At 55.0% G+C, this 26,477-nt stretch carries 23 protein-coding genes; 11 read left to right on the top strand and 12 right to left on the bottom strand.

Annotated elements, in window-relative coordinates; genetic code table 11:
- Positions 1–67: 67 nt before the first annotated feature.
- From ACPXV9_RS01890 to ACPXV9_RS01855, 8 genes are all read right to left on the bottom strand, one after another.
- Positions 68–1,624, bottom strand: a complete 1,557-nt coding sequence (locus ACPXV9_RS01890; RefSeq protein ID WP_423894079.1) for a phosphoenolpyruvate carboxykinase — start codon at positions 1,622–1,624, stop codon at positions 68–70.
- Between the two features lie 172 nt (positions 1,625–1,796).
- On the bottom strand, positions 1,797–2,684 hold the full coding sequence (gene hslO / locus ACPXV9_RS01885; protein WP_423894077.1) for an Hsp33 family molecular chaperone HslO: 888 nt from the start codon (positions 2,682–2,684) through the stop codon (positions 1,797–1,799).
- 96 nt (positions 2,685–2,780) lie between these two features.
- The gene (locus tag ACPXV9_RS01880; protein WP_423894075.1) at positions 2,781–3,482 is read right to left on the bottom strand and encodes a FecR family protein; all 702 of its coding nucleotides are present in this window, start codon (positions 3,480–3,482) and stop codon (positions 2,781–2,783) included.
- Positions 3,479–5,695, bottom strand: a complete 2,217-nt coding sequence (locus ACPXV9_RS01875) for a type IV pilus assembly protein FimV (RefSeq protein WP_423894073.1) — start codon at positions 5,693–5,695, stop codon at positions 3,479–3,481. Before ACPXV9_RS01875 ends, ACPXV9_RS01880 begins: the two co-directional genes overlap by 4 nt.
- A 141-nt stretch (positions 5,696–5,836) precedes the next feature.
- Positions 5,837–6,265: a DUF4124 domain-containing protein gene (locus ACPXV9_RS01870; protein ID WP_423894072.1), complete on the bottom strand. Its 429-nt coding sequence runs from the start codon at positions 6,263–6,265 to the stop codon at positions 5,837–5,839.
- On the bottom strand, positions 6,262–6,648 hold the full coding sequence (locus ACPXV9_RS01865; protein ID WP_423894071.1) for an RNA-binding S4 domain-containing protein: 387 nt from the start codon (positions 6,646–6,648) through the stop codon (positions 6,262–6,264). The genes ACPXV9_RS01870 and ACPXV9_RS01865 overlap by 4 nt, the downstream gene beginning before the upstream one ends.
- Before the next feature lie 15 nt (positions 6,649–6,663).
- Complete coding sequence (yrfG, locus tag ACPXV9_RS01860; RefSeq protein WP_423894069.1) at positions 6,664–7,317, bottom strand: GMP/IMP nucleotidase; 654 nt, start codon at positions 7,315–7,317, stop codon at positions 6,664–6,666.
- Positions 7,314–8,027, bottom strand: a complete 714-nt coding sequence (locus ACPXV9_RS01855; RefSeq protein ID WP_423894068.1) for a lysoplasmalogenase — start codon at positions 8,025–8,027, stop codon at positions 7,314–7,316. Before ACPXV9_RS01855 ends, yrfG begins: the two co-directional genes overlap by 4 nt.
- A 112-nt stretch (positions 8,028–8,139) precedes the next feature.
- Here ACPXV9_RS01855 and cysQ point away from each other — a divergent pair, with 112 nt between their 5' ends.
- Together cysQ and ACPXV9_RS01845 are read left to right on the top strand one after the other, a co-directional pair.
- Positions 8,140–8,964 carry a 3'(2'),5'-bisphosphate nucleotidase CysQ gene (gene cysQ / locus ACPXV9_RS01850; protein ID WP_423894066.1) on the top strand — a complete coding sequence of 275 codons (825 nt, stop codon included), beginning with the start codon at positions 8,140–8,142 and terminating at the stop codon, positions 8,962–8,964.
- A 92-nt stretch (positions 8,965–9,056) separates the two neighbouring features.
- Positions 9,057–9,263 carry a hypothetical protein gene (locus ACPXV9_RS01845; RefSeq protein ID WP_423894064.1) on the top strand — a complete coding sequence of 69 codons (207 nt, stop codon included), beginning with the start codon at positions 9,057–9,059 and terminating at the stop codon, positions 9,261–9,263.
- Between the two features lie 52 nt (positions 9,264–9,315).
- On the opposite strand, the gene ilvA is transcribed toward ACPXV9_RS01845, so the two are convergent.
- Positions 9,316–10,830 (bottom strand): threonine ammonia-lyase, biosynthetic, encoded by a 1,515-nt coding sequence (gene ilvA / locus ACPXV9_RS01840; protein ID WP_423894062.1) that lies wholly within the window; start codon positions 10,828–10,830, stop codon positions 9,316–9,318.
- 160 nt (positions 10,831–10,990) lie between these two features.
- Here ilvA and rpiA point away from each other — a divergent pair, with 160 nt between their 5' ends.
- On the top strand, positions 10,991–11,659 hold the full coding sequence (gene rpiA, locus ACPXV9_RS01835; RefSeq protein WP_423894061.1) for a ribose-5-phosphate isomerase RpiA: 669 nt from the start codon (positions 10,991–10,993) through the stop codon (positions 11,657–11,659).
- Between the two features lie 352 nt (positions 11,660–12,011).
- Here the strand turns inward: rpiA and ACPXV9_RS01830 are convergent, their stop codons facing one another.
- Complete coding sequence (locus ACPXV9_RS01830; protein WP_423894059.1) at positions 12,012–13,280, bottom strand: inorganic phosphate transporter; 1,269 nt, start codon at positions 13,278–13,280, stop codon at positions 12,012–12,014.
- Between the two features lie 50 nt (positions 13,281–13,330).
- Positions 13,331–14,011 carry a TIGR00153 family protein gene (locus ACPXV9_RS01825; RefSeq protein ID WP_423894057.1) on the bottom strand — a complete coding sequence of 227 codons (681 nt, stop codon included), beginning with the start codon at positions 14,009–14,011 and terminating at the stop codon, positions 13,331–13,333.
- A gap of 200 nt (positions 14,012–14,211) precedes the next feature.
- On the opposite strand from ACPXV9_RS01825, the gene ACPXV9_RS01820 reads away from it, so the two are divergent.
- Both ACPXV9_RS01820 and glnE read left to right on the top strand, forming a co-directional pair.
- Positions 14,212–16,029, top strand: a complete 1,818-nt coding sequence (locus ACPXV9_RS01820; protein WP_423894055.1) for a GspE/PulE family protein — start codon at positions 14,212–14,214, stop codon at positions 16,027–16,029.
- 96 nt (positions 16,030–16,125) lie between these two features.
- A complete protein-coding gene (gene glnE / locus ACPXV9_RS01815) occupies positions 16,126–19,053 on the top strand; it encodes a bifunctional [glutamate--ammonia ligase]-adenylyl-L-tyrosine phosphorylase/[glutamate--ammonia-ligase] adenylyltransferase (protein ID WP_423894054.1) in 2,928 nt (975 codons plus the stop codon).
- A gap of 120 nt (positions 19,054–19,173) precedes the next feature.
- Here the strand turns inward: glnE and ACPXV9_RS01810 are convergent, their stop codons facing one another.
- A complete protein-coding gene (locus tag ACPXV9_RS01810) occupies positions 19,174–20,172 on the bottom strand; it encodes a branched-chain amino acid aminotransferase (protein ID WP_423894052.1) in 999 nt (332 codons plus the stop codon).
- Between the two features lie 167 nt (positions 20,173–20,339).
- On the opposite strand from ACPXV9_RS01810, the gene waaF reads away from it, so the two are divergent.
- Genes waaF through ACPXV9_RS01780 form a run of 6 tightly spaced genes read left to right on the top strand, consistent with a single transcriptional unit; the run spans position 20,340 to position 26,467 of the window.
- Positions 20,340–21,392 carry a lipopolysaccharide heptosyltransferase II gene (gene waaF, locus ACPXV9_RS01805; RefSeq protein WP_423894051.1) on the top strand — a complete coding sequence of 351 codons (1,053 nt, stop codon included), beginning with the start codon at positions 20,340–20,342 and terminating at the stop codon, positions 21,390–21,392.
- The gene (gene rfaC, locus ACPXV9_RS01800) at positions 21,392–22,387 is read left to right on the top strand and encodes a lipopolysaccharide heptosyltransferase RfaC (protein WP_423894049.1); all 996 of its coding nucleotides are present in this window, start codon (positions 21,392–21,394) and stop codon (positions 22,385–22,387) included. Before waaF ends, rfaC begins: the two co-directional genes overlap by 1 nt.
- Positions 22,388–22,417: 30 nt before the next feature.
- Positions 22,418–23,551, top strand: coding sequence for a glycosyltransferase family 4 protein (locus ACPXV9_RS01795; RefSeq protein ID WP_423894047.1), 1,134 nt, complete (start codon positions 22,418–22,420; stop codon positions 23,549–23,551).
- Entirely contained in the window at positions 23,548–24,348 is an 801-nt protein-coding gene (gene rfaP / locus ACPXV9_RS01790; RefSeq protein ID WP_423894046.1) for a lipopolysaccharide core heptose(I) kinase RfaP, read from the top strand. The genes ACPXV9_RS01795 and rfaP overlap by 4 nt, the downstream gene beginning before the upstream one ends.
- Entirely contained in the window at positions 24,348–25,094 is a 747-nt protein-coding gene (locus ACPXV9_RS01785) for a lipopolysaccharide kinase InaA family protein (protein ID WP_423894317.1), read from the top strand. The genes rfaP and ACPXV9_RS01785 overlap by 1 nt, the downstream gene beginning before the upstream one ends.
- A gap of 2 nt (positions 25,095–25,096) precedes the next feature.
- Complete coding sequence (locus ACPXV9_RS01780; RefSeq protein ID WP_423894045.1) at positions 25,097–26,467, top strand: lipopolysaccharide kinase InaA family protein; 1,371 nt, start codon at positions 25,097–25,099, stop codon at positions 26,465–26,467.
- The last annotated feature ends 10 nt before the right edge of the window (positions 26,468–26,477 follow it).

Genomic DNA, 26,477 nt, shown 5'->3' with positions numbered 1-26,477 from the left:
GTACATAAAAAAAGCCCGAGAGGATTTTTCCGCTCGGGCTTTTGAAACGCTCAGGGTTAAAACTTGATTAAGCTTTAGGGCCTGCGGCTTCAACTTCTTCGCTGACGTTGAACTTCTTGATGTTCTCAGCGAACAGGCCGGCCAGTTTAGAGGCGGCTTCATCGTAAGCAGCTTGGTCAGACCAGGCGTTACGAGGGTTCAGGTACTTGCTGTCTACGCCTGGAACTTCGGTCGGGATAACCAGGTTCATGGTTTCCAGAGTTTCAGTGGCAACGCCTTCCAGAGAACCGTTTTGACAAGCGTGAACCACAGCGCGAGTGACAGGAATCGGGAAGCGATTGCCTTCGCCGCCAGCACCACCGGAACCACCAGTCCAGCCAGTGTTAACCAGGTAAACGTTGGATTCGAACTCTTCAACACGCTTCATCAGCAGCTCGGCGTATTCGCGAGCAGGGCGCGGCATGAAAGGCGCACCAAAGCAGGTGGAGAAGGCTGGGTTGATGCCGGCCTCGGCACCCATCTCGGTAGAACCTACGCGAGCGGTGTAGCCAGACAGGAAGTGGTAAGCAGCGGCTTCCTTGGACAGGATGGAAACAGGTGGGATAACACCGGTAACGTCACAGGTCAGGAAGATAACGTTCTTTGGCTCGCCGGCACGGTTCTCTTCAACACGCATTTCAACGTGCTCCAGAGGGTAAGAACAGCGACCGTTTTCAGTCAAGCTGGTGTCGCAGTAGTCAGGCTCGCGCTTGTCGTTGTGAACAACGTTTTCAACGATGGCGCCGAACTTGATGGCATCCCAGATTACTGGCTCGTTCTTTTGAGACAGGTCGATGGTCTTGGCGTAGCAGCCGCCTTCCATGTTGAATACCGCACCTTTGGCCCAGCCGTGCTCGTCATCACCAATCAGGTAGCGCTCTGGATCAGCGGACAGGGTGGTTTTACCGGTGCCGGACAGACCGAAGAACAGGCAGGTGTCGCCGTCTTTGCCAACGTTGGCAGAGCAGTGCATTGGCATGACATCTTTTTCTGGCAGCAGGAAGTTCTGTACAGAGAACATGGCTTTCTTCATTTCGCCGGCATACTTGATGCCAGCCAGCAGTACTTTGCGCTGGGCAAAGTTAACGATAACAACGGCTTCGGAGTTGGTGCCGTCACGCTCTGGCTCACATACAAAGTCAGCGGCGTGCAGAATTTTCCACTCTTCTTTGTTCTTCGGGTTGTAGTTTTCGGTGCGGATAAACATGTTGCGACCGAACAGGTTGTGCCACGCAGTCATGGTGGTCACTTTAACCGGCAGGTAGTGGTCCGTATCTTCGGCCACGTGCAGGTGAGAAACAAAGGTATCAACCTCGGATACATACTCTTCAACACGGCTCCACAGGGCGTCGAACTTGTCGGCGGGGAACGGGCGGTTTACTGAGCCCCAGTCGATGCTGTCTGCAGTGGATGGCTCCTCAACAGTAAAGCGGTCAGCTGGAGAGCGGCCAGTGCGCTTGCCAGTTTCGGCAGCCAGTGCGCCGGTGTGGGTCAGATAGCCTTCACCACGCTCGATGGCCTGTTGGATCAGTTCTGCAGAGCTCAGGTCGGTGAAAACCTTGGGTGCCGTATCAGTTTGTGTCATGGGTTTGTGGTCCTGTGTACTCATGAAACTGCAGCGATGAGGGTTAAATTCACGGCTGCAAATTCAGTCAAATCCTGAAGCAAGGGGTACCTGCTCCGGGGGTTACAAATTTTGGGGGCGCTATTATGTCAGAAAATATCTGGGAAGCGAACCCAATATGGCGCTTTTTTGATCAGTGCAGAGTTTGATTGCTGCCGCCAAACAGACTGCCCAAATCCCGCTGTCCAAAGGTGTAGCTCTGATTGCAGAACTGGCAGTCGATTTTGATGATTTCCTGCTCCTGCAACAGCCGCTCAACTTCCAGCTTGCCCAGTGAAATCAAGGCATTGGCCGAGCGCTCGCGGGAGCAGCTGCAGGCGAAGTGAAGGGCTGCGGGTTCGAACAGGCGTACCTCCTCTTCATTGAACAGACGGTAGAGGATGGTGGCGTGCTCCAGCTCCAGCAATTCTTCGGGTTTCACGGTTTCTGCCAGATGCACGGCAGTTTGCCAAAGCTGGGTATTGTCTTCTTCGCTGGTCAGTTGGCGTGGCAGTGCCTGCAGCATCAGGCCGCTGGCTTTTTCACTGTCGGAGGCCAGCCAGAATCGGGTAGGCAGTTGCTCGGATTGGGAAAAGTAGTGCTCCAGGCATTCGCTCAGTTTTTCACTGTCGAGGGGAACCACGCCCTGATAACGTTCGCCTTTGTCCGGGTCGATAGTGATGGTGAGTGTGGCGTTGCTGCCCAGCAGCTGACGCAGATCGCGCTCACGGAAGTCGTCGCGACCGGTGTCAGGGTTGAGGCGAGCGATGCCTCGCAGGGTATTGTGATGGTTGCACTCGGCCATGACGATGGATACCGGTCCGTTGCCGCGTGCCTGCAGGGTGATAACCCCATCAAATTTCAGCGTGCTCGACAGCAGGCTTACTGCGGCGACAAATTCACCCAGTACGGTTTGAACGTTACCGGGCAGGTCCGGATTGTTGTCGGCGATTTGCTGGTAACTGTTGGCCAGAGTCACGATCTCGCCGCGAATGTCACTTTTATCAAACAGGAAACGGTGCATCAGGTCTTTGCTGCACATAAGTACTTACTCACACAGAATTCGACAGGGACCGGATTCTAGCACGGATAGTCTGTGGAAGGTCAGTAAAGGAACGTTGGGATGTGGCGGTGGCGCCTAGTGCAGAGCCTCGGGTAATTCCGGCCAGGAGACGGTTGCTGTGGCGCGTTTGACCTTTGCCTCTGGCCAGGTTTTGACTGTGCCCGGTGCCGACCCAGCGGTGAGCGTGGTGCCTTCGCCGGCCGTTGTCAGTAGCCGGCTGCCTATGGCGTTGCTCACCTCGACGGCGTGATCGCCTGCAATCAGCAATACGTCTATTTTGCCGGGTTCCAGATAGCCACCCCAGAAGGTGGTGCCGCGGATGCCCAGTGTGCCCAGCGGGGTGAGTACGACCAGTGGTTTGTCTTTTATATCAGGGCCGTCTTTGGCGATGGCACCGGTGACAGTCTTGAATACGCCTTTGACCAGTTGATAGGTGGCTCGCGATTGCCCTTGAACATTCAATGAGAAATTCTCAATCCGGTATTCGGTGTCGTCCCCCAGGGTCGTGCGGGTGCCGTCGCTAAAGCGCAGCAACGCTCGGGAGTTATGGCCTGTGATCAGGGTATCGCCCGGCCAGACCTGGCTGCCGCGGCTGGCGGTTTGCAGTTGCCCCTGATGAACGATTTGCAGTGATCCCTTGCTGAAGAGAATCTGCCCAGCTGCGGGTGCGGCGAGCAGGGATGGCGAAGCCAATGCCAGTATGAGCAATCCCAGAGCCAGCAAATTATTTGGCCACCAGAGTGGATGTTGTGCGCTCAGGCGTTGCCAGCGGTTCACTGGTCTTCAGCCTTTTTGCGGTCTTTGGCGAACTGCTCCAGAGCATCGGAAATTCGGGTTTCGTCCGGATAGAGCGCCAGTTCATCGATGAGGGTTTCCTCGGCTTTATCGAAGTCGCCGAACGAGGCAAAAATCATCGCTCGCGAAATCAGCTCATCCACATCGTCGCGGTTGTCCTTGAAAATGTTTTCTTCCAGCGCGCTGAGGTTCAGATCGATGTCATCCAGATCCTGATCAAAGGCCGGAGCCTCTGCCTGTGTCTGAGAGTCGACAAAGTCTTCATTGAGCTCGAGATCGAAAGTCAGTTCGGAGTCTTCCAGTTCTTCTGCGGCAAACGGCAGTTCTTCTGGAACCTCGGGCTTTTCCAGTGACTCGGGATCAGAGGCATCGGATGTGTCGGATGACAGGGTTGCGGAAAAGTCCACATGGGTGGAGATAATCTCGGACTCGGCGGCCGGTAAAATAATGCTGTCGAGGCCCTGCAGATTGTTGTCGAGAATGGTTTCCCGGGGCACTTGCAGGGTTTGCGGGTGGTTGTCGCTGGAGGTCAGCAGTTCTTCATCTTCTGGCAGCAGGTCAATGTCGTCCAGTGAGCTTGGATCGTCCTCCGGTTCATCGCCGCCATCGAGCTGCAGCGGAATGATGTCCTCTTCACCGAGATCCTCCGGTGCGCTTACTGGCCCCAGATCGTCATCAGCGCTGTTCTCCAGTACCGGGGTGGTCAGTGAGCCTGAATCCGCGGTCGCCCGGGCGGTTTCCTGACTGCGTTGGCCCATGCGAAAGGCCACCAGTACGGCGATGATCATGGCCAGCAGTGCCGACAGACCGCTGAGAACCCAGAACCATGGCCCTGCTGCCGGTTGCTTCTCGGTCAGTTGGCTGACGGGGTTGGCTGGTGCCGTGGCTGTGGGATCGGTAACTGTTGAGCTGGTGGTTGCCATTGCCGAGGGAGGCTCAGGCGATTGCGCAGGCACTGGATCGTTGCTGGTGGAAACCAGAGCGGGTTGATAATCGGCCGGCTGGATGTCTGCAGAAGAACTGAGATTGGCGCGTAGACTCTCTATTTCATCTCGCTGCAGGGCGATCAGCTCTTCCATACTTTTTATGTAGTCGGAATTTTCAATATTTTCGATGCGGCGCCTCAGATCTTCATTCTCGCGAATGATGCGATCCGCTGTTTCCTGAGTAATGTGGATCAGTTCCCGGATTTCCTCAATGGGCTTTGCATCGACCATGTCCTGAAGTTCTTCAGGTGCAACCACTGCCTGTTTGCCAAGGTGCAATTTACCGGACAGATGCTTGGAATTCGATTGGGTATCGGCGGGAGTTGTCCCGGTTGCTGGTATCGTCTGACGCTCACCGGGGGCCAGAGGAATGTTATGGGCAACATTGGCTGGCCGTGTATCTGACCAGCCGGGTTGCAGGTCCGCTGGCGGCAGATTGTCGCCCGATGGCAGTTGCAATCGAGCACCCAGCATCAGTTGGTTGGGGTCGCCATTAAGGAAGGCCCTGGGGTTATTGGCCAGCAACCACTGTTTGGTGCCTGCCAGTGAGTGGTCGCTGCCAAGGCGCCACTGCTCGGCGATTTGAGACAGGGTGTCGCCGCTGCGAATGGTGTAGCTGCCTCCCAGTGTGCCCGGCTCAAACGGTGCATTGGGTCGAGCTTTTACGGCTGTTGTGCGAGTCGCAGGTTTTGTTGGGGCGGGCGTTGATGCGGTGGCTGGCTTGGCCGCAACCGGTGGAGGATCCATTAACAGCGTGTACTCGCGGAATACCTGACCGCCGCTCCATGACAGCTCCAGCACCAGATCGACAAAGGGTTCGTTAATGGGTTGGCGACTTCTGATTTGAACTTGCAGCTCACCATCCATGGTCGTGGGGGTCAGTTTGAGACGGTAATTGTTGTTAAGTATGTCCAGATCGAGGGTATCTGCGGCTTCGGTGGCAGAAATCTGGCGAATTTTGATGTCGCCCGGACCGTAGTCGCCGTCACTGTCGAGAATCACCACGCTGGCAGTGAGAGGTTGGCCGAGGTAGCTGCTGTGACTCAGATCGCCCAACCCCAGTGCCTGTAGCTGGCTGGCACCGGTCAACAGTAATCCGGTCGAGAGGCTGCGAATGGCGGTACAAAGTGCCCGCTCGCGCCACTGCTTTGTGGGCGATGTTGCGGAGTGATGGGGCTGGCGGTTGTTGGGTGCAACGCGACTGGTCACAGGTAAATTCCTTTTGCTGGCCTCACGGTGTCTGGTGTAACAGACGATAGTCGACCCCTAGAGTGTAATCCATAACGGGGGGCTGCGTGGATTAATGCGCCGATTAAGTTGCATCGTAATTGATGGCGATCAATTCAGGGATCAGTTGCACTCCCGTTTGATTTTCTTCTCTAGGCTTTTGACTCGCTGTTTGCGCTCGGCCTCCGATACTTTGACGTCCTTGCCCTGTTTGTCGACAAACATGACCCGGCCGCTGATGGTTCTGAGTCGGTTGCGCAGATAGTCGCAATAAGCCTGCTGTTGACGGGCTTTGTTGCCGTTGTTTTTGTTGTGTTCGTATTGCTGTTCGGCTTTGCCGGGCTTGGTAAACAGCTTTTTGAGTTTTTGCTGCTCAGCCTGGCCCTGATCGATATTGGCGGGCTTGAGGGTATCGGAGATATCTTTGGCCTGATGTTTGTCGGGCGGTGGTGTGTCGCTGAAGTGCTTTTTGCCGTCTTCATCCACCCATTGATAAACCGCTGCCTGAGCGGGGGTGATCATCAGAACGAGCAACAGCAGGCGAATCATCATTCAAAATCCTGTTCGCGAAAACGGTGAATCTGGCGGCGTTGTTTCTTGGTGGGGCGATGCTCCGGTTGACCGATAATGCCTCTCAGGGCTTTGCGTTGTACGGCCTGTTCTTCCCTCTTCTGGATGCTTGCCGGGGTTTCCTGATACAGCAGTATAGCTTCCGGTGCCCCACGGCGTTGATCGGACAGCTTGATGACTTCAATTTCTTTTTCGTCCCAGCCCTGACGAACGGTCAAGTGCACGCCGGTTTCTATCTCTTTGCTGGGTTTTACCCGTTGTCCGCCGCAATGTACCTTGCCGCCATCAATGGCCTGTTTGGCCAGTGAGCGAGTCTTAAAAAAACGGGCGGCCCAGAGCCATTTGTCGATACGTACTTTTTCCATAGCTTGAGTTTGTACTTATTGGGGAATGATTTCATCAAAGTGATGGATGGCGGGATACTCGGTAATATCCCTTTGCTCCCGCTGACTGTCCGGTTGCTGGATGCACAGCAGGTGGCGAATACCAAATTCTTTGGCTGAGTCGAGAATGCGCACCGTATCGTCAATAAACAGAGTCCGCTCAGGATCAAAGGGTTCCTGAACGATCAATTGTTGCCAGAATTCCTGAGCTTCCTTGGGTTGCTGAAATTCATGGGAGGAAATTACCATGTGCAGCCATTGATCGATTTCGGTGATTTCCAGTTTCAGGTCGAGACTCTGTGGGTGGGCGTTGGTGATCAGCACCAGTCTTTTTCCCTGCTGTTTCAGAGCTTTCAGAAAGTCGACAACAAAGGGGCGAATTTGGATCTTGTGTTTGACTTCTTCTTTCAGGGCGCGAATATCCAGCTGCAGTGAATCTGACCAGAATTCCAGACAGTACCAGTTGAGAGTGCCCTCGTGGGCTTTGATGTGGGCCTCAAGTCGGCGGAAAGCTTCTGCCTCGTCAACATTGTGGGCCTGGGCATAGCGCTTGGGTAAGTGGGTCAGCCAGAAGTAATTGTCGTAGTGGAGGTCCAGCAGGGTGCCGTCCATATCCAGCAGGACAGTATCGATAGCTTGCCAGTCAATCATTCGGTGGTCTCTGTGGTTTTGTCTGTGTCAGCATTTGCTCTGTAGGTCTCAACAAGGCCGGTTACTATCAATATCTGAGCCAGATAATAGGTGTTCATAATCACCAGTCTGGCGCCATCAAAGGGAGCCAGAAATTTGTCGATGGCAATCACCGCATCCGACACCATAAAGCTGATGGCGCCCAATAAAACCAGCGCTGAACCGCGATGCAGTGCCGCCAGAGCCCCCATGCAACATATTGCCGTCATATATACGGTCACAGGGATTTTCAGTTCACCGGTCTCGGGAAGAATCAAACCCAGCATGGCAATATAAAAAATGGCAATGGCCAGCAGCATCAGTCGCTTGTCACCCAGCTGCCCCCGGCGTTTGAAAAATACCGAGATATAGATCAGCTGAGCACATAGAAAAGAGCTGAGGCCCGCGGCAAAGGAATGCTCAAAATTCAGTGCCAGCAGCATGTCCCCTGCGGCTGAAAACAATAGTGCCAGGGTCATAGGTGTGCGAACGGCAGTGGGCAGCAGTTTGTTGCAGCACAGAGCCAACCAGAGAATCGGACTGGCTTTCACCAGAAAATGCAGGGGATAGGGCAGTGCCAACATCGATAACAGGTAACAGAGCGACAGCGCGACGGCTACCATCAGCCATTGGCTGCCACACCAGAAGTTGTCGCGGTGAGGAGGGTGTTGTGAGGGTGTAGGGTTGGGCACACCGGATTCCTTTTAAAGAGTTTGATGACCAGCTTACGGCAAATGCTGGAGATGCTGAAGGGCTCTGGTTATGCTGCGGGGCCCTATTGAGCTGAAATCGAGGTCGATTCAAATGCAGCAGCTGTTAAACCCTGTTGTTGAACTCTGCCGTGAGGCAGGCCAGGCGATCCTTGATGTGTACCATGGTGGTGCTGACATGGGGTTACAGACAAAGGCTGATGATTCTCCTGTCACCCGGGCCGACCTGAACGCCCATAACATTCTGGAGCCCGGCCTTGAAAAGTTGTTGCCAGGCATTCCTGTGCTGTCGGAAGAAGGCGGCATACCGGATTTTTCAGTGCGTCAGCATTGGTCCCGTTATTGGTTGGTGGATCCTCTTGATGGCACCCGGGAGTTTATCAATCGTAACGGTGAGTTCACGGTGAATGTGGCCCTGATTGACAATGGCTGTCCGATTTTGGGTGTGGTTTATGTGCCGGTTTCCGGCGTTGCCTATACGGGGATTGCGGGTGGCGGTGCCAACAAAATCGTCGCCGATACGATACCGATTAATACCAGTAAGCTCACCGACCAGACAGGCAATGCTCGGTCATTTACGGTTGTGTCCAGTCGCCGATACGGTACCGAGGCTGTGGACCGATTGCTGGCCAAGCTGCCACCATCGCTTGGCGCTGTGGCAACGCGCCACATTGGCAGTTCATTAAAGATGTGCCTGATCGCCGAAGGCGCTGCAGATTTCTACCCGCGCCTGGCGCCAACCAGTGAATGGGATACCGCGGCGGCTCAGGCGGTGGTGGAGGCTGCCGGAGGTGCTCTGCTGGATCACAACTTGCGCCCACTGCGCTACAACCGCAAGGAGTCGTTGCTCAATCCGAATTTTTTTGTGGTGGGTGACAGGCAGTTTGACTGGGGTTTTCTGGTTGAAGGTAATAACTAAATGTTCCAAGCAGAAGTGCGGGTATTGGCTAAGCTTTAAAGCGCCCCAAAGAATAAGTAAGGCTATTTAACACAAGTCTATGGAGGTGCCTTATGGCCCAGCCCGCGGTTTCACTGGTCAACGTTGATTCCATGAATTCCTGTCTGATGCGCGAGCGGTTGCTGCAAGAAATTACTCGCTTGGAAAGGGATCTGGAGCGCCTGCAATGCAATGACCGCCGCGTAGACCGCTCACTGGAGCAGACCTATCGTGAAATGATTCACGCGCGACGGGAAATTCTCGGATCGCTGCCCAATTAGTGGGTTACTTGTAGTAGGTTACTTGCAGCAAATCACTTGGGCCATAACCGCATCAGCCAAGAAAAAATTGATAGGCTTCGTTATCGGTCTCATCCCAGAAGGGGTAGTTCAGCTCTTTGAGGAATTGTTTGAATTCGCCCCGTTCTTTTTTCGACACCTGCATGCCAACCAGCACTCTGCCGTACGCCGAGCCGTGATTGCGGTAGTGGAACATGGAAATATTCCAGCGCCCGGCCATCTGGTTCAGGAAGTTCAGCAGCGCGCCGGGACGCTCCGGAAATTCAAAGCGAATCACCAATTCATTATCGACCTGTGGTGCGTGGCCTCCCACCATATGACGGATGTGCAGTTTGGCCATTTCGTTATCGGTCATGTCCACCACCTGATAGTCTTTCGATTTTAATCGCTCGACCATTTCGAGTCGGTCCTGCTGATCGGGGGAAACCTGAATGCCGACAAAAATCCGGGCCTTGTCATCATCGGCGTAGCGATAGTTGAACTCGGTAATATTGTGTTTGCCCAGATCCTTGAGGAAGGACTTATAGGCACCGGGTTTTTCCGGGATGGTGACGGCCAGAATGGCCTCGCGTTTTTCACCGATCTCGGTGCGCTCGGAGATGTAGCGCAGGCGATCGAAGTTGGTGTTGGCACCGCTGTTGATGGCGATCAGAGTCTGATTTTCACAGCCACTATCCTCAACGTATTTTTTCAACCCTGCCAGCGCCAGTGCGCCGGCCGGTTCGTTGATGGCGCGGGTGTCTTCAAACACGTCTTTGATGGCGGCACAAATTTCGTCGGTGTTAGCGGTAATGACGCCGTCCACGGTTTCTTTCAGGACCCGGAAGGTTTCCTTGCCGATTTGAGCCACTGCGACACCATCGGCAAAAATGCCCACCTGAGGCAGAGTGACTCGACGGCCTTTATCCAGTGCGGCTTTCAGGCAGGCGGCGTCCTCAGGTTCGACGGCAAAGACCTTGGTTTCCGGGCGCACGTATTTGATATAGGCCGCCACTCCGGCGCACAAACCGCCGCCGCCTACAGGCACAAAAATGGCGTCGATGGGTTTGTTGTACTGGCGCAGAATTTCCATCGCCACAGTGCCCTGCCCGGCAATGACATCGGGGTCGTCGTAGGGGTGGATATAGGTCAGGCCTTTTTCCTTCACCAGTTTCTGTGCGTGGGTTGATGCCTCATCGTAGGTGTCACCGTGCAATATCACACGCGCACCACGAAATTTGACGGCTTCGACTTTGATAGCCGGGGTGGTGCGAGGCATGACGATGGTGGCTTTGACTCTGAGCGCCTGCGCCGACAGGGCCAACCCCTGAGCGTGATTGCCCGCGGAGGCGGCAATCACGCCACGGGCTTTCTCGGCTTCCGGCAGTTGCCTCAGTTTGTTGTAAGCTCCCCGAATTTTAAAAGAGAACACTGGCTGCAGGTCTTCACGCTTGAGCATAATGTTGTTGCCCAGTCGTTTCGACAGAAAGCGAGCGTAGTCCAGTGGTGTTTCTACTGCGACGTCGTAGATGCGGGCATCGAGAATGCGCTTGATGTAGCTCTGGGGCATGTTGTGGCCTGTGGTGAACTCGGGATGGGGATGAGCGCAGATGGTAATCCATTCATCTGTCTTTGATAAATGGGTGGGGCTGAAATTCTTTTGTGGACAGGGCGTCGCCCACCTATAATACCCCGCTCTAGAAACTTTCCGCTTTTACACTGAGACCACCATGACCCAGGACGAATTGAAACAGGCCGTTGCCAAGGCTGCCGTTGATTACATTGCACCCAAGCTCGACAGTGACAGTATTGTCGGTGTCGGCACCGGCTCAACCGCCAACTATTTCATTGATTATCTGGCGGAAATCAAAGGTTCATTCGATGGCACTGTGGCCAGCTCCGAGGCATCCGCCGAGCGTCTCAAAGGCCATGGCATTCCGGTTTACGATCTCAATGCAGTGGATGGCATGGTGGTTTATGTCGACGGTGCCGATGAAACCAATCCGGATCTGGAATTGATCAAAGGTGGCGGTGCCGCTCTGACCCGCGAAAAAATTGTTGCGGCGGTGGCCGATGAGTTTGTCTGCATTGCCGATGGCAGCAAGTGGGTGGATACCCTGGGCGCTTTCCCGTTACCGGTTGAGGTGATTCCGATGTCCCGCTCTCATGTGGCTCGCGAGCTGGTTAAGCTGGGTGGCGATCCGGTTTATCGTCAGGGTTGTGTGACCGATAACGGCAATGTAATCCTCGATGTTCACAATATGCAGATTACCAACCCCAAGCAGTTGGAAGCCGATATCAATCAGATCGTGGGTGTGGTGACCAATGGTTTGTTTGCTCAGCGCAATGCCGATGTGATGATGATTGGGCGCGAATCTGGCGTTGAGGTTATCAAGTAAGTTTTAAATTCGTATTTCTTTTCTCTGTCGTGGCGATCTGCGACAGCCATGGGTATCCGGAACACGCCGTGAATACATCCATGTAGGCTCTTCGGCAGCATCCATGCTGCCGAAGGTGTCCGGGTCCCCATACCTGCCACAGCTCTTCAATCCGGCTGAAGCTTCTTTCCAAAAAATGTTTTTGTACTCAGTGCGAAGTGAGATGCAGGGGGAGTGGGGTGACTGGTTTCCGGGGCTCCACAGACATGGATGTCTGTGAAGAGCCCCCACGGATGGGTTTACGGCGTCCCCGGAAACCAGTTGCCCCGCTCCCGCCGTTAGTACTGGACGCGAGCAGGGCTAAAAAAGGAAGTTAAGAAAAAATCCCTTTAAACAAGAAGAAGAAAATAATCGCCAATCCAGCACCGGCAGGCAGGGTAATCAGCCAGCTGGTAAAGATGGTGCCGATGACGCGCAGGTTCAGAGCGCCAATCCCGCGTGCCAAACCAACACCCAGAACCGCACCCACCAGAGTGTGGGTGGTGGAGATGGGTAGGCCGGTACCGGACGCCAGTACCACGGTGGCTGCGGCGCCCAGCTCGGCGGCAAAGCCGCGGCTTGGGGTCAGCTCGGTGATTTTCTTGCCGATGGTGGCAATTACCTTCCAGCCATAGGTGGCCAAACCAATCACAATACCGGCGCCACCGAGCAACAAAATCCAGCCAGGCATGGCGGTTTTGACGGCGATTTCGCCGGTACTTACCACGCCGTATACCGCGGCCAGAGGGCCAACGGCATTGGCCACATCGTTCGAGCCGTGGGCAAACGCCATGGCGCAGGCGGTAAATACCATCAGGATCGCGAACACCCGCTCAACACTGGCGTAGCGATTGTCTTCGTTGCCTTCGTCTTTCACTTTTCTCAGGAAGTAGATGCCGATCATCATCACAGCCAAACCGATCAGCGCGGCGATGGCCATGCTTTCCCCGAAGCTCAGCTTCATACCGATGTCTTTGAATACGTGCTTCAGGCCTTTGAGGATGGTGACCATGGCCATCAGGAAGCCCACAAAGAACATATAAATGGGAATGTAGCGCTGGGCGTTGGCGAACGGTGTGTCGGTGTTGAGAATGGATTTCTGGACGCTGCGGAACAGCATAAAGGAGATGGTGCCTGCCAGAACCGGCGATACTACCCAGCTGGCGACGATCTTGCTGACTTTGGCCCATTCAACGGCGTCGACGGAAATGCCCACGGCGGCAAAGCCGACAATGGCGCCGACAATGGAGTGGGTGGTAGAGACCGGCCAGCCCAAGGCGCTCGCGATCAACAGCCAGGTGCCTGCGGCAAGCAGGGCCGACATCATCCCGAACACCAGTAGCTCCGGCGTCATCAGCGGATTGGATGGATCAATAATGCCCTTGCGGATGGTGGAGGTTACTTCGCCGCCGGCGAGGTACGCGCCCAGAAACTCGAATACCATGGCGATCAGGATCGCCTGTTTGATGGTCAGGGCTTTGGAGCCTACCGAAGTGCCCATGGCGTTGGCGACGTCATTGGCGCCAACACCCCAGGCCATAAAGACACCGAAAAGACAGGCCAGAATCAGCAGTGTCTGGCCGTGTTCAGCTAAAATGCTCATTTATAATTCTCCGAAACGATTAAGTTGGTGGCTTGCGCGTAAATTGCGCGTTAGCGAGCCAGCAGCATTTGCAGGCGGGAGCCAACTTTTTGGGCTTTGTCGGCGAGCTCGCCGACCCATTCAATGATTTGGTAGGTAAACATCACGTCTACAGGTGGCAGGTCCTTTTCTACCTTGAACAGTTTGCTGCGAATGGAGATTTGCAATTTATCGGTTTTATTTTCCAGATCATCCAGCTTTTTGATCAGCTTCTGTACCAGTTTGACCTCTGGTCCGCCAAAACCGGCTTCCAATAGTTCATCCAGTTCATTGATGGCCGTCATGGCCTGTTCGGATGTGGCAATGGAGGCTTTGACGAAGGCGGTCATATCCTTGCGAATTTTTTTGGGCATGCGCATCTCACGGCCCAGCATGATGCCGGCGATGTCCTTGGCGCAGTTGGCGATTTGATCCTGCATCGACAGCAGTTCCAACAGGTCGCCCCGCGGAACTGGCAGGAACAGGCTTTTCGGCAGTTCCAGACGAATCTGTTTCTTCAGGTCGTCGGCCAGGTTTTCCTGTTCCGAGATCTTTTGCTGAATTTCCTCTGCTTTTTCCCAGTCTTCCTGATTGGATGCGTCGAAAAAATCGGCCAGTAACGCGGCGGCATTATGGGAAGCGGCCATATGCTCCTGAATGGGGGTGATGGGTGATTTGCCAAACAGGTTGGCCAGTGGGTTTGATATGGGCATAGCAAGGTCTCGTGTAGGTCGATTCACGCGCTGCGAAGTATAGAGGCACGGCGGTGAGAAAACAGCAGGAAATGACAGTTTTGTGTGGAAAATATGAATTTTTTATTGCCAGTTGATTTGCGTCAGTTTGATTGGCGGTATCCGCAGCGGTGTGTTTCTGGCTACAATTCCTGAAAAGCAATAATGAACAGGGAATTGGTATGAACGATACGGCCTCAAGTGGCGCCATTCAGGGGCAGGGTCAGTTGCAGACAGGCGCCGCCGACCGGGTGCTGGATCTGCGCTCGATACTGGATGATCTGGTGGCTGATGGTCGATTGGCCCAGGAAGACGCCAATGTGCTCTCCTCCCAGACCCGTTCGCGTGAGCAGGCGGCCATGCACCCATTGAGTTACGTTGCCAGTCACCATCTGGAGGATCAGGCCTGTCCGGGCAAGCTGCTCGATGAGCTGTCGTTGAGTGAGTGGCTGGGGGATAAGGCCGGACTGCCGCTGGTGCATATTGACCCTCTGAAGATGAACGTATCGGCCGTGACCGATGTCATGTCTTACGCGTTTGCCAAGCGTCACCGCATTCTGTGTGTTGATCTCAATGCCGATGAGGTGACAGTAGCCTGTGCCGAGCCGTACACCTCTTCCTGGGTGCCGCAGTTGGAGCATGTGGCTCGCCGTCAGGTCCGGCGCGTGTTTGCCGTGCCTTCCGATATTCAGCGCTACACCCTTGAGTTCTATACCCTGTCGAAGTCGATCAGCGGTGCCAAGGGCATGGCGGGTGCTTCCAATGTCACCAATTTTGAACAGCTGTTGGAGCTGGGGGCGTTAAAAGACCCTGAGGCCAACGATCAGCACATCGTCAATATCGTTGACTGGCTGTTGCAGTACGCCTTTGACCAGCGCGCCAGCGATATCCATGTTGAGCCCCGTCGCGATTGTGGTCGGGTGCGTTTTCGTATCGATGGTGTTCTGCATCAGGTCTATGAACTGCCTGCAGCGATTACCACTGCGGTCACCAGCCGGATTAAAATTCTGGGCCGGATGAACGTTGCGGAGAAACGCAAACCGCAGGATGGCCGGGTTAAGACCAAGACCCCCACCGGCAGCGAGGTGGAACTGCGGTTGTCGACGCTGCCCACCGCATTTGGTGAAAAGCTGGTGATGCGGATTTTTGATCCGGATGTGCTGCTGCGCAGTTTCGGTGAGCTGGGATTGACCGGAGACGACTACCGCCGCTGGCGCGGCATGATTGATCGCCCTCACGGCATTGTGCTGGTGACCGGGCCAACCGGGTCGGGTAAGACCACCACGCTGTACTCGTCACTGAAGCAGTTGGCGACCAGTGAGGTCAACGTCAGTACGGTGGAAGACCCCATTGAGATGGTTGAGGAGAGCTTTAACCAGACGCAGGTACAGCACAACATCGATCTGGATTTTGCCGCGGGCATTCGCATCCTGATGCGGCAGGATCCGGACATTATTATGGTGGGTGAAATCCGTGATCTTGAAACCGCTCAGATGGCGGTTCAGGCAGCATTGACCGGGCATCTGGTGCTCTCTACGCTGCATACCAATGACGCCGCCACCGGTATCACCCGTCTGCTGGATCTGGGGGTGCCGGGGTATCTGATCAAGTCGACGGTGATCGGTATTATGGCCCAGCGTCTGGTGCGAACTCTGTGCCCTCATTGCAAAAAAGAGGCGCAAGTGGATGCCGAGGCCTGGAAGCACTTGGTGAGCCCCTGGAAGGCCGCCCAGCCGAAAGTAGCTTACGAGCCTGAAGGGTGTCTGGAGTGTCGCAATACCGGTTATCTCGGGCGTCAGGGTATCTATGAAATCATGCCGTTAAGTGAAAGTTTGCATCGGTTTGTCGGCAGTGATTGTGACTTGGCCGGCATCCGCAATGCGGCCATGCGCGAAGGTATGCACTCACTCCGTTTGTCTGGCGCCAACAAGGTTGCTCAGGGGCTAACGACCATCGAAGAGGTGCTGAGCGTCGCGCCTGCGGGCGAAAATTCCGACTGATAGGGGTTATGTTGATCGTGGTCATAATGCCAGTGCCAAGTCATTGGCTAGACTTAATTCTTCCCTCTTGTTGCAGTAAGTCAGTACGGATTTTCTATGTTGCCTCTCGATCATATTCCCCAGTTGTTTCACCCGGACCTGCAGCAGCAAATTGACCTGTGGCAGGGGCGGGCCAGCGATGAGCAGCAGTCCCGGCTGCAGCGGTGCCTGCAGGCGTGTCCGGAGCTTAAACAACAGTTAGCCCGGGTGTGGGTGGCCAGCGATTTTGTTGCCAAGGGTGCTCTGCAGCAGTCGGCCGCGTTTGTCGACCTGTTGGAATCGGGCCTTTTGGGAAAAAGCCTGACGCAAGCACAAATGGCTGAGCTGCTGGACGCTCGCCTAAGTACTGGTGATGATCTGGACGAGGCTGGTTTTGACCGGGCTCTGCGACAGTTTCGCCGGGATATGATGCAGCGCATTGTCTGGCGCGACTTCTGCCGGTTGGGCTCGATGCAGGAAACGGTTGCCGATACCACCCATTTGGCCGAGGTAACGATTCAGGCGGCCATCCGTTTCCACTACGCCCTGCTGCAGCCCCGTTGGGGTTTGCCCATCGGTAAGAGCGACGGCAAGCCTCAGCCTATGGTGGTACTGGGCATGGGCAAGCTGGGTGGCGGTGAGCTCAATGTGTCTTCGGATATCGACCTGATTTTTACCTACCCCCAGAGCGGTAATACCGAAGGTGGGCGCAAGTCCGTCAGCAATCAGGAGTTTTTTGTCAAGCTGGGCCAGAAGGTCATCAACAGTCTCGATAACGTCACGGTTGACGGTTTTGTTTTTCGGGTGGATATGCGGTTACGCCCCTACGGCCAGAGTGGTGCGCTGGTGCTCAATTTCGATTCCATGGAAGAGTACTACCAAACCCAGGGGCGGGAGTGGGAGCGCTACGCCATGATCAAGGCCCGGGTGGTTTCCGCCAATGCCTGTGAGGGGGGTGCGGTTGCCGGTGAACAGCTGATGACCATGTTAGCTCCCTTTACCTACCGCAAATATCTGGATTACAGCGCCATTGAATCCATGCGCTCCATGAAAGCCATGATCAATCGCGAGGTGAAGCGCAAAGGTAAGCAGGGGGATGTCAAACTCGGAGCCGGCGGCATTCGCGAAATCGAGTTTGTGGTTCAGGTGTTTCAGTTGATTCGCGGCGGGCGTGATGCGCGTCTGCGCGAGCGGCAGGTGTTGATGTTGTTGCCGCTGCTGGAGAGTGAGGGTTATTTGCCTGAGGGTGCGGCCGAGAAACTGTCGAGTGCTTATATTTTTCTGCGCAATGCCGAGCACGCGATTCAGGGCTATCAGGACAAGCAAACCCAGAGTTTACCGGTGGATGAAAAAGACCAGTTGCGCATGGCCTGGACCATGGGTTGCGCCGATTGGTCCGACTTTGTTGCCGAGATGGATGGGCATCGCGAGTTTGTAAACAGCCATTTTCAGTCGGTGATTTCCGATCCGGAAGATGAGCAGCAACAGGTCTCCGAGTGGGCTGAATGGGAGGCGTTGTGGCTCGATGATCTGGACCGGGAGGGGCTTTGTCAGGCGCTTGAGCAGCAGGGCTTTGCGGAGAGTGAAGGCATTGCCAAGGTGATCGGCGACCTCAAAAAAAGCCGCGCATTGACCTATATGCAGGCCGAGGGGCGTGAGCGTCTCGATGGTTTGATGCCGCGCTTGCTGAAGGCGGTTCAGGCGTCAGCCGGCTCAGCGGAAACCCTCAGGCGTGTGACCCACCTGATTGAAGGTGTTTGCCGTCGGACTGCTTATCTGGTGCTGCTGATGGAGAATCCCGGTGCCCTGCAGCAATTGATCCGGCTTTGTGGTGCCAGCCCCTGGATTGCTGAGCAGTTGTCGCGACATCCGGCATTGCTCGACGAGCTGCTGGATCAGAGGGCGCTGTATCGGGTTCCGGATAAAGCCGAATTGCGCGATCAGTTGCGTCAGCATATGTTGCGCATCGAGCTGGGCGATCTCGAAGGGCAGATGGAGGGCTTGCGTTACTTTCGCATGTCGCGGGCATTGCATGTTGCGGCCTGTGAGGTCAGTGGCGCTCTGCCGTTGATGAAAGTGAGTGACAGCCTGACGTGGATTGCTGAAGTGATTCTTGAGCACGTGCTCGATTTGGTCTGGTCGCAAATGGTGTCACGCCATGGTGAGCCCGGCGTGAAAGAGGGTGAGCCGGCCCCAGAATTTATTGTGCTGGGTTACGGCAAAATGGGTGGTATCGAACTGGGGCACGGTTCGGATCTGGATCTGGTGTTTGTTCACAATGCGGATTCGAAATCCTATACCCGGGGTGAAAAATCCATCGACAATCAGAGTTTCTTTATCCGTCTGGGACAAAAGATTATTCATGTCCTCAATACCCAGACGCTGTCCGGTCAGCTCTATGAAGTGGATATGCGGCTGCGGCCCTCCGGCAACTCCGGTTTGCTGGTCAGCTCGCTGTCGGCGTTTGAAAAGTATCAGCGCGAAGAGGCCTGGACCTGGGAGCATCAGGCTCTGGTACGCGCCAGAGTCGTGGCCGGTGGCGAGAATCTGGCCCGAGAATTCTCCCGGTTGCGGCAGGGGATTCTGTGCCAGTCAAGAAACAGGGGCCAACTGGTGGCGGATGTGGTTTCCATGCGCGAGAAGATGCGTGAGCATCTGGGCAGCAAGGGAACTGAAACGCAGAAGGCTGGCCAGTTTCATCTCAAGCAGGATGCCGGTGGCATTGTCGATATCGAGTTTCTGGTCCAGTACGCGGTGCTCAGTCGTGCCGCGGAAAACCCTAAGGTGGCTTTCTGGAGTGACAACATTCGGATTCTGGGGGATCTGGTGGCTGAGGGGCTGATGTCTGAAGCGCAGAGTGAGGCGTTGATTTCTGCCTATAAAGCCTATCGCTCAGCCGGCCACAGACTGGCGCTGCAAAACCGCCCGGGGGTTGTGGGCGGTGACGAGTTTGCGGCTGAGCGGGCGGCCGTTAAAGCCATCTGGCAGGAGTGGCTGGGCAGTTAATCTGTCATTGCGAGGAGCATAGCGACGCGGCAATCTTGGCAATTACGTACCAGAACCAAGAGATTGCCGCGTCGCTGCACTCCTCGCAATGACGGTGGTTTAAACCGGTAATAAATAGAATTAAATGCTGGTTAACCAGCCATGCTGGTCTTCAGCCAAGCCCCATTGAATGTCGTTCAGGGTCTTGCGCAGTTTGTTGGTGGTGGCGCCGGGCTTGCCATTGCCCACCTGATATTCTTTGCCGTTGTGCAGCAGGGTACCCACCGGTGCCAATACCGCGGCAGTGCCTGACAGGGCCGCTTCACAGTCTGGCTTCTGGCTGCGCTCTAACAACTCCTCAACGCTGAGGCTGCGCTCTTCCACATTCATGCCCAGATCTCTGGCCAGCGTCAGAATGGAATCGCGGGTAATGCCATGCAGGAAGGTGCTGTCCAGTGCCTTGGTGATGATGGTGTTGCCATCAATCAGCAGGAAATTGGCGGCGCCGGTTTCCTGTACGTCGCCATCCGGGCAGAACAGGATCTGATCCACTTGCAGATCGCGCTTGGCGTTGAGGGTGGGCAGCAGGCAGCTGGCGTAGTTGCCACCACTTTTGATGCGACCCATGTGAGGTGCACAGCGCATGCCGTCCTCTTCCAGCAGCAGGCGCAGGGTGCTGTCACCGCCGCCGGCAAAATAGTCGCCCACTGGCGATACCAGAATGTATTGCAGTGATGTGGCCGAAGGGCCCGCGGCTTTGCCGATGGCGGGCTCGGTACCGATGTGAGTCGGGCGAATGTAAAGAGAGCCGGGTACTTCGGGAACCTGATCGGCAAAACGCTCGACAATGCCGTTGATCATTTGGCGGGTTTGCTCGGCGTCAATGGCGGGCAGGGCCAGCAGGTCGCTGCTTTGGGCAAAGCGGGCAATATTGCAGTCCATGCGGAAAATCTTGACGCTGCCGTCGCTGTGACGAAACGCCTTCAAGCCTTCAAAGCAGGTGCTGGCGTAGTGCAGCACATGGGCGCCCGGATGCAGGCTGATGCTGTCGCTGCTGACAATCTCATGGTTGCCCCATTTTTCGCCGTCGAACTGGGTCAGGGCCATTTCTGGCATAAAAACGCTACCAAAGGCAGTCATAGGGGGAAACCTCAAGATTATCTGTTGTCAGTACAAGGGCGGGAATTGTAATTAGCCTGCCATAAAATTGGAATAGTGCTGCTGCTTCTATAGACAGATTGCCGGTGACTGCAGCGGTGCATATACGGTATCATGCGCGGCTTTCAACTCTAGGGTGTAGGGCATTAATGGCGAATCGCAGTATCTTGATTATCGGGCCTTCCTGGGTGGGCGACATGGTAATGGCGCAATCCCTGTTTATTGCCCTCAAGCAAAGCGAACCGGAGGTTGAGATCGATGTGCTGGCACCAGCCTGGAGTCGGCCGATTATTGAACGCATGCCCGAAATTCGCGACAGCATTGATATGCCCATCGGTCATGGCCAGTTGTTGCTGAAAGAGCGGCGCATTCTGGGTGAAAGTCTGCAGGGTAAGTATGATCAGGCCATCGTGCTGCCCAATTCTCTCAAGTCCGCTCTGATTCCCTATTTTGCCAAGGTTCCGAAGCGCACCGGCTGGCGCGGTGAAATGCGTTATGTGCTGCTTAACGACATTCGCAAGCTGGATAAATCCTACTACCCGTTGATGGTTGAGCGCTTTGTGGCGCTGGCGCATCCGAAAGGTGCGATTCTCGAGCAGCCATTGCCCCGCCCCGCCTTGCAGGTCGATAACGAGCAGGCTGCAGCGCTGCGAGACAAATTCCAATTGACGGATGAGCGGCCGGTGCTGGCTCTGTGTCCGGGGGCAGAATTTGGCCCTGCCAAGCGCTGGCCGGAAGAGCACTACGCGGCTGTGGCCCGTGAAAAAATTGATCAGGGTTGGCAGGTGTGGTTGCTCGGTTCGGCCAAGGATCAGCCGGTTGCAGAGACCATTGTTGAGCACCTGCAGCCGGAACAGGCGGATCACTGCCATATTCTGGCAGGCGCCACTGAGCTGGCCGATGCCATTGACCTGTTGTCTCAGGCCGATGCGGTCATCAGTAATGATTCTGGATTGATGCACATTGCCGCAGCGCTGCAAAAACCGCTGGTGGTGGTTTACGGTTCCACATCTCCGGGTTTTACCCCGCCACTGTCAGAACGGGTAGAAGTGGTTCAGTTGGAGGTGGATTGCGGTCCATGTTTTGAGCGGCAATGTCCGCAAGGGCATCTTAAATGCCTGAAATTTCTGTTGCCGGGGCAGGTGCTGGATGCGTTGCAGCGCGTGGTTGCCGATGAGCAGGTGCTGGAGGTGTCTGCCTGATGCGCCGAGTACTGATTGTTAAAACCTCCTCCATGGGGGATGTGATTCACACCTTGCCGGCATTGACGGATGCCAAGGCCGCCTGCCCGGATATCGAGTTTGACTGGGTGGTGGAAGAAGGGTTTGCGGAAATTCCCAAATGGCACCCGGCAGTCAGCGATGTGATTCCGGTGGCGATTAGGCGCTGGCGCAAGAGTGTTTTTAAAACCATGGGGTCGACCGAGTGGCGACAATTTCGCAACCTGGTCAAGAAGCACCACTACGATCTGGTGATTGATGCTCAGGGCTTGTTGAAGAGCGCCTGGTTATGTCGCCTGATTAAGGCGCCGGCAGCGGGCTATGACAAACACTCGGTACGCGAACGGCTTGCCAGTCTGGTCTATCAGCATCGCTTCTCCGTGCCCGTGGATATGCACGCCGTGGAGCGGACTCGAACCCTGTTTGCCAAGGCGCTGAACTATCAGAAGCCTGAGTCCAAGGGACAGTATGGTTTGTCCCAGAGCCGTTTTTGCACAGCCGTAGATGCGCAACCCAACGTCGTGTTTCTGCACGGCACTACCCGGGCGGATAAACACTACCCGGAGATTTACTGGAAGCAGTTGGCCGAACGACTGGGCGCCAAGGGTTTTCAGGTGCGCATGCCGTGGGGGAATGACAATGAGCGAAAACGCGCCGAGCACATTGCCAGAGGACTGGAGCATGTGGAAGTGCTGCCCAAACTCAATCTGGCCGGGGTGGCTGGCGTGTTGGCACAGGCATCGGCGGTGGTGGCAGTGGACACCGGCCTTGGTCATCTGAGTGCCGCATTGAATATTCCGACCGTCTCCCTCTATGGTCCTACCAATCCGGGTTTGATTGGCGCCTATGGTGAAAACCAGATTCACTTGTGCGCATCCCAGATGGATCCTGTCGATGCGATAACCGATCCCGAGGTATTTGCGCCGCTGACCCCCGAGCGCTTGTTGCAGCATCTTGAGCCCATGTTGGGGCTATAATTTATTGACCGTTAACGATCTGGAGCAACCGTGAAGCTGGCCTTTGCCCTGTACAAATATTTCCCTTATGGCGGTTTGCAGCGCGACCTGTTGCGGATTGCTGAAGCCTGTCATAAGCGCGGCTGTGACATCCGCGTCTATACCTTTGGTTGGCAGGGCGATATTCCCGATTGGATTGATGTGCAACTGATTGGCAAAAAAGGCTTCAGCAGTCACAAAAAAAACCGCCATTTTCTGGAGTCGGTACAGCGCCATATACAGCAGCATCCGGTGGATGCGCTGATAGGTTTCAATAAAATGCCGGGTCTGGACATCTATTACGCAGCAGACGGCTGTTACGAGGCCCGAGTGACGGAGCTGTATGGCAACGTCTACCGTATGGGTGGGCGCTACAAACATTTTTCGGCCTATGAAAACGCGGTATTTGGAGTCGAGTCGAGCACCCAGGTGTTAATGATCTCCGCTTTGCAGATGCCGATCTTTCAGCAGTACTACGATACTCCTGATGAGCGCATGCACCTGTTGCCGCCGGGCATTGCCCGGGATCGAGTGGCCCCGGATGATGCCGATGCAATTCGTCAGCAGTTTCGTGATGAATTCAATATTGCCGATGACGAGCGTTTGCTGCTGATGGTGGGTTCCGGATTCAAAACCAAGGGTGTGGACCGGGCGGTTAATGCCATGGCGCAGTTGCCCACAGAAGTGCGCGATAAGACCCGCCTGTTTGTGATTGGTCAGGATAACCCCAAAGGGGTTGTTAAACAGGCCAAAAAGCTTGGGCTGGGCGACCGCTTCCAGGTGTTTGCCGGCCGCGATGATATTCCCCGGTTTATGATGGGATCGGATTTGCTGGTACATCCGGCGCGTCATGAAAATACCGGCACGGTGTTGCTGGAAGCCTTGGTGGCAGGGTTGCCGGTGCTGGTAACCGATGTCTGTGGTTACGCTCACTATGTCAAGGATGCCGATATGGGGGTAGTGATGCCATCGCCATTTTCAGAGGGCATGCTGGCGGCCAATATGAAATTTCTGTTGTCGGCCGATGACGATCAGCGTCACATCTGGCGTAAGCGCAGCAAGGTGTTCGCGCAGCAGGCCGACATTTACAGCATGCCTGAAACGGCGGCGGAAAAAATCATCGAGATTGCCCGGGCCAAACAATGACGCTGATTCTCAATCCGGATTTCGAACGTCTGTGGCAGGACAAAGACCCGTTTGCCGAGGTGGATCTAATTCAGGGCAAGGTCTATCGCCAGTTGGAGGCACGCCGGACCCTGCGCTTTGAGATTGATGGTAAGGGCTACTTTCTCAAGTCTCACAAGGGGGTGGGTTGGCGCGAAATAGTTAAAAACCTGTTGCAGCTGCGCTTGCCGATTCTGGGGGCTGCCAATGAAAAGAATGCGATTCTGAAATTGGAAGAGGCTGGTGTTGCAACCATGTCCATGGCCGCCTGTGGCAGTCGCGGTCTCAATCCGGCGCGGCAGGAATCGTTTATCGTTACCGAGGCAATTGAGCCCTCCATTTCACTGGAAGACCTGGCCATCGAGTGGCGCACACAGCCGCCCACTGCCGTGGAAAAGCGTCAATACATCAGGGCTGTGGCCGAGATAACCCGGCGTATGCACGCTGCCGGGGTCAATCATCGCGACTTTTATATCTGCCACTTTTTATTAAGTTCGGCTGAAGGTGCGGAGTCTTTGGATCTCAAGTTGATCGATTTGCATCGAGCGCTGATTCACTCAGATATGCCATTTCGCTGGCGCCTCAAAGATTTGGCCAGCCTTTATTATTCGGCTTTTGATGTTCCATTGACCCAGCGTGACAAGCTGCGCTTTATCCGCTGTTACAGTGGCGTACCTCTGCGGGAGGCTCTGCAGCGTGACGCTGTGTTGTGGAAGAAAGTTCGCAAGAAGGCCAGAAAACTCTACAAGAAGGCGTTGCGCAAAGGGATTGTGCGGTGATGTGGGTAAACGGCATTGGTGATGACCTGCCGGAAGCCCGGCAGGCATTTGCTAGCTTGACGTCAGTCTTAGATTTGCAGGGTGAGGTGGTTTCCAGAAGTAAATTGGGTACGGTTGAGCGGGTGCTGCTGGATGGCCGTTACTACTTTGTAAAAAAGTATTTCAATGCCGGTGATGGCGTTGCCAATTTTTCGCCCGTCAGTAAGGCGCGCAGGGAGTGGCAAAATCTGCAGTTATTCCAGCGCTGGGGGTTGCCGGCCGTGGATCTGGCTGCTTACGGTGAGGTGTCGTATTTTTCCCGGCCGCGAACAGCTGCTCTGGTGACTCTGGGAGTCGATGGCTCGGACGATTTAAAAAGCCTGTTTGATAAGGGGTCGCCCAAATTGCAGAACGCCGAATGGGTGGATGCTGTGATGGCTCAGGTGGCTCATGCAACCCGGGTGATGCATCAGCACCGCTTTGCGCACAATGACTGGAAGTGGCGCAATATTCTGGTGCGTGATGATGAGCAGGGGCGCCCTGAAATTTTTATGATTGATTGTCCTTCCGGCATGTCGTGGATCAATCCGTTCTTTGAATACCGCAGAATTAAAGATCTTGCCTGCCTTGATAAGGTTGCCTCAAAAATCTTGGATCAGGATCAGCGTTTGCGGTTCTATAAAATGTACACTGGCTCGTCTGACCTGACGGCCAAAGATCACAAAGTGATTGCCAAGGTGCAGGGCTTTTTCAAGGGGCGGGAATAGCGGTGCTGAAAACGGGCTGGGACAAACTTGCCGAGGGTGAGCGGCAGCCGCAGTTGCCTTTACAGCTGGAGGCGCCGCAACTGCAATTGCAGCAATGGTTGCGGGTGCTGCCGGGTAAGCGTTATGTCGCCAAGGCGCTGCTTAATGACAGCTTGGTGCTGGTTAAACTGTTTTTGGGTGGTCGTGCTCAAAAAAAGGTTGAGGCTGAAATTGCCGGGTCTCAGGCGCTGGCTGAGCGCAACTTGCCAACCCCGGAGCTGCTGGCATCAGGAGTGTCTGGCAACCGGGGTTGGGTTGTTTATCAGTGGTTGGATCAAGCGATCACGTTGCAGCAACTGGCTGGAATCTCTGTTGAGGGTTTGTCGTCGAAGCATCAGCGGTGTCCGGAGTCGGTGTTGCAGGTGGCGGAATTAATCGCTCGAATGCACGATGGGGGCTTGATTCAGCAGGACTTGCACCCCGGTAACTTTATCTTTGCGTCAGGCCAGTGGTGGGTTGTGGATGCTGCAGACGTAGTTCTCTCAGCAGAGGCAGAGGCAAAAAAACAAAACCTGGCGGTTTTTCTGGCTCAAATACCACCAGTCTGGGTGTCGGATGTCCTCAATAAACTTGAATCAAGCGAGTCTGATCACGACGATGTTGTTGCCATGGCTCACAAATGGCGAGCCTGGCGGGCTCTGGATTTGGCCCGAAAAAGCCTCAGGGATTGTACGCTTTTTCAAGTAAATCAGACAGTTAGAGGCTTTTCCAGCGGTTGGCGTGACGGTGTTGCAATCCCGTCTGATTGGGACACGCTGCTGGAGCAGGGGGAGCGGCTAAAAGACGGAGGCAGTGCTACGGTAGGCCTGATAGAATACGGCCAGCAAAAATTGGTGCTCAAGCGTTACAACCTGAAAAACTGGCGTCATTGGCTGAAGCGTTTCTGGCGGCCAACCCGGGCCTGGCACAGTTGGTTTGTCGGGCATCGTCTTAGAGTGCTGGGGGTGCCAACGCCAAAACCGTTGGTTATGGCTGAAGAGCGATTCGGGCCGCTGCGTGGCAGAGGCTTTCTGCTCAGTCAACAGGCGCCCGGAGACGATATCCTTGTTGCCTGCAAGGATGCCGAATCCACCAGAGCGGTGGCGGCTGATATTGCCGCCATGCTGAAGATTTTCATCCGTGAGAAAATCTCGCACGGAGACTTTAAGGGCACCAACCTGCTGTGGGACGGTCAGTTGCATCTGATCGATCTCGATGCGGTGCAGTGGCATCGCGATCACGGCAAGTGGCGAAAGGCCTTTGGGAAAGATATCAGTCGATTGTTGCGCAACTGGCCGGAAGGCTCGGAGCAGCACAGAGTGATGTCAGAGATGATTAAAGAATTACATTTTTAGATTTTAGAGA

It is taken from the genome of Candidatus Pelagadaptatus aseana (assembly GCF_040362265.1).
Classification (GTDB): domain Bacteria; phylum Pseudomonadota; class Gammaproteobacteria; order Pseudomonadales; family Cellvibrionaceae; genus Pelagadaptatus; species Pelagadaptatus aseana.
Note: the sequence above shows the minus strand (reverse complement) of the source record. Positions and strands in the feature narration are given on the sequence as shown.

Bases quoted from the DNA above. Each gene is read 5' to 3' on its own strand.
- ACPXV9_RS01825 (WP_423894057.1), bottom strand. From the start codon at position 14,011: ATGCCCATATCAAACCCACTGGCCAACCTGTTTGGCAAATCACCCATC.
- ACPXV9_RS01820 (WP_423894055.1), top strand. From the start codon at position 14,212: ATGAACGATACGGCCTCAAGTGGCGCCATTCAGGGGCAGGGTCAGTTG.
- ACPXV9_RS01785 (WP_423894317.1), top strand. From the start codon at position 24,348: ATGTGGGTAAACGGCATTGGTGATGACCTGCCGGAAGCCCGGCAGGCA.
- ACPXV9_RS01810 (WP_423894052.1), bottom strand. From the start codon at position 20,172: ATGACTGCCTTTGGTAGCGTTTTTATGCCAGAAATGGCCCTGACCCAG.
- glnE (WP_423894054.1), top strand. From the start codon at position 16,126: ATGTTGCCTCTCGATCATATTCCCCAGTTGTTTCACCCGGACCTGCAG.
- waaF (WP_423894051.1), top strand. From the start codon at position 20,340: ATGGCGAATCGCAGTATCTTGATTATCGGGCCTTCCTGGGTGGGCGAC.
- ACPXV9_RS01845 (WP_423894064.1), top strand. From the start codon at position 9,057: ATGGCCCAGCCCGCGGTTTCACTGGTCAACGTTGATTCCATGAATTCC.
- ACPXV9_RS01870 (WP_423894072.1), bottom strand. From the start codon at position 6,265: ATGATGATTCGCCTGCTGTTGCTCGTTCTGATGATCACCCCCGCTCAG.
- rpiA (WP_423894061.1), top strand. From the start codon at position 10,991: ATGACCCAGGACGAATTGAAACAGGCCGTTGCCAAGGCTGCCGTTGAT.
- ilvA (WP_423894062.1), bottom strand. From the start codon at position 10,830: ATGCCCCAGAGCTACATCAAGCGCATTCTCGATGCCCGCATCTACGAC.
- rfaP (WP_423894046.1), top strand. From the start codon at position 23,548: ATGACGCTGATTCTCAATCCGGATTTCGAACGTCTGTGGCAGGACAAA.
- hslO (WP_423894077.1), bottom strand. From the start codon at position 2,684: ATGTGCAGCAAAGACCTGATGCACCGTTTCCTGTTTGATAAAAGTGAC.
- ACPXV9_RS01865 (WP_423894071.1), bottom strand. From the start codon at position 6,648: ATGGAAAAAGTACGTATCGACAAATGGCTCTGGGCCGCCCGTTTTTTT.
- yrfG (WP_423894069.1), bottom strand. From the start codon at position 7,317: ATGATTGACTGGCAAGCTATCGATACTGTCCTGCTGGATATGGACGGC.
- ACPXV9_RS01890 (WP_423894079.1), bottom strand. From the start codon at position 1,624: ATGACACAAACTGATACGGCACCCAAGGTTTTCACCGACCTGAGCTCT.
- rfaC (WP_423894049.1), top strand. From the start codon at position 21,392: ATGCGCCGAGTACTGATTGTTAAAACCTCCTCCATGGGGGATGTGATT.
- cysQ (WP_423894066.1), top strand. From the start codon at position 8,140: ATGCAGCAGCTGTTAAACCCTGTTGTTGAACTCTGCCGTGAGGCAGGC.
- ACPXV9_RS01830 (WP_423894059.1), bottom strand. From the start codon at position 13,280: ATGAGCATTTTAGCTGAACACGGCCAGACACTGCTGATTCTGGCCTGT.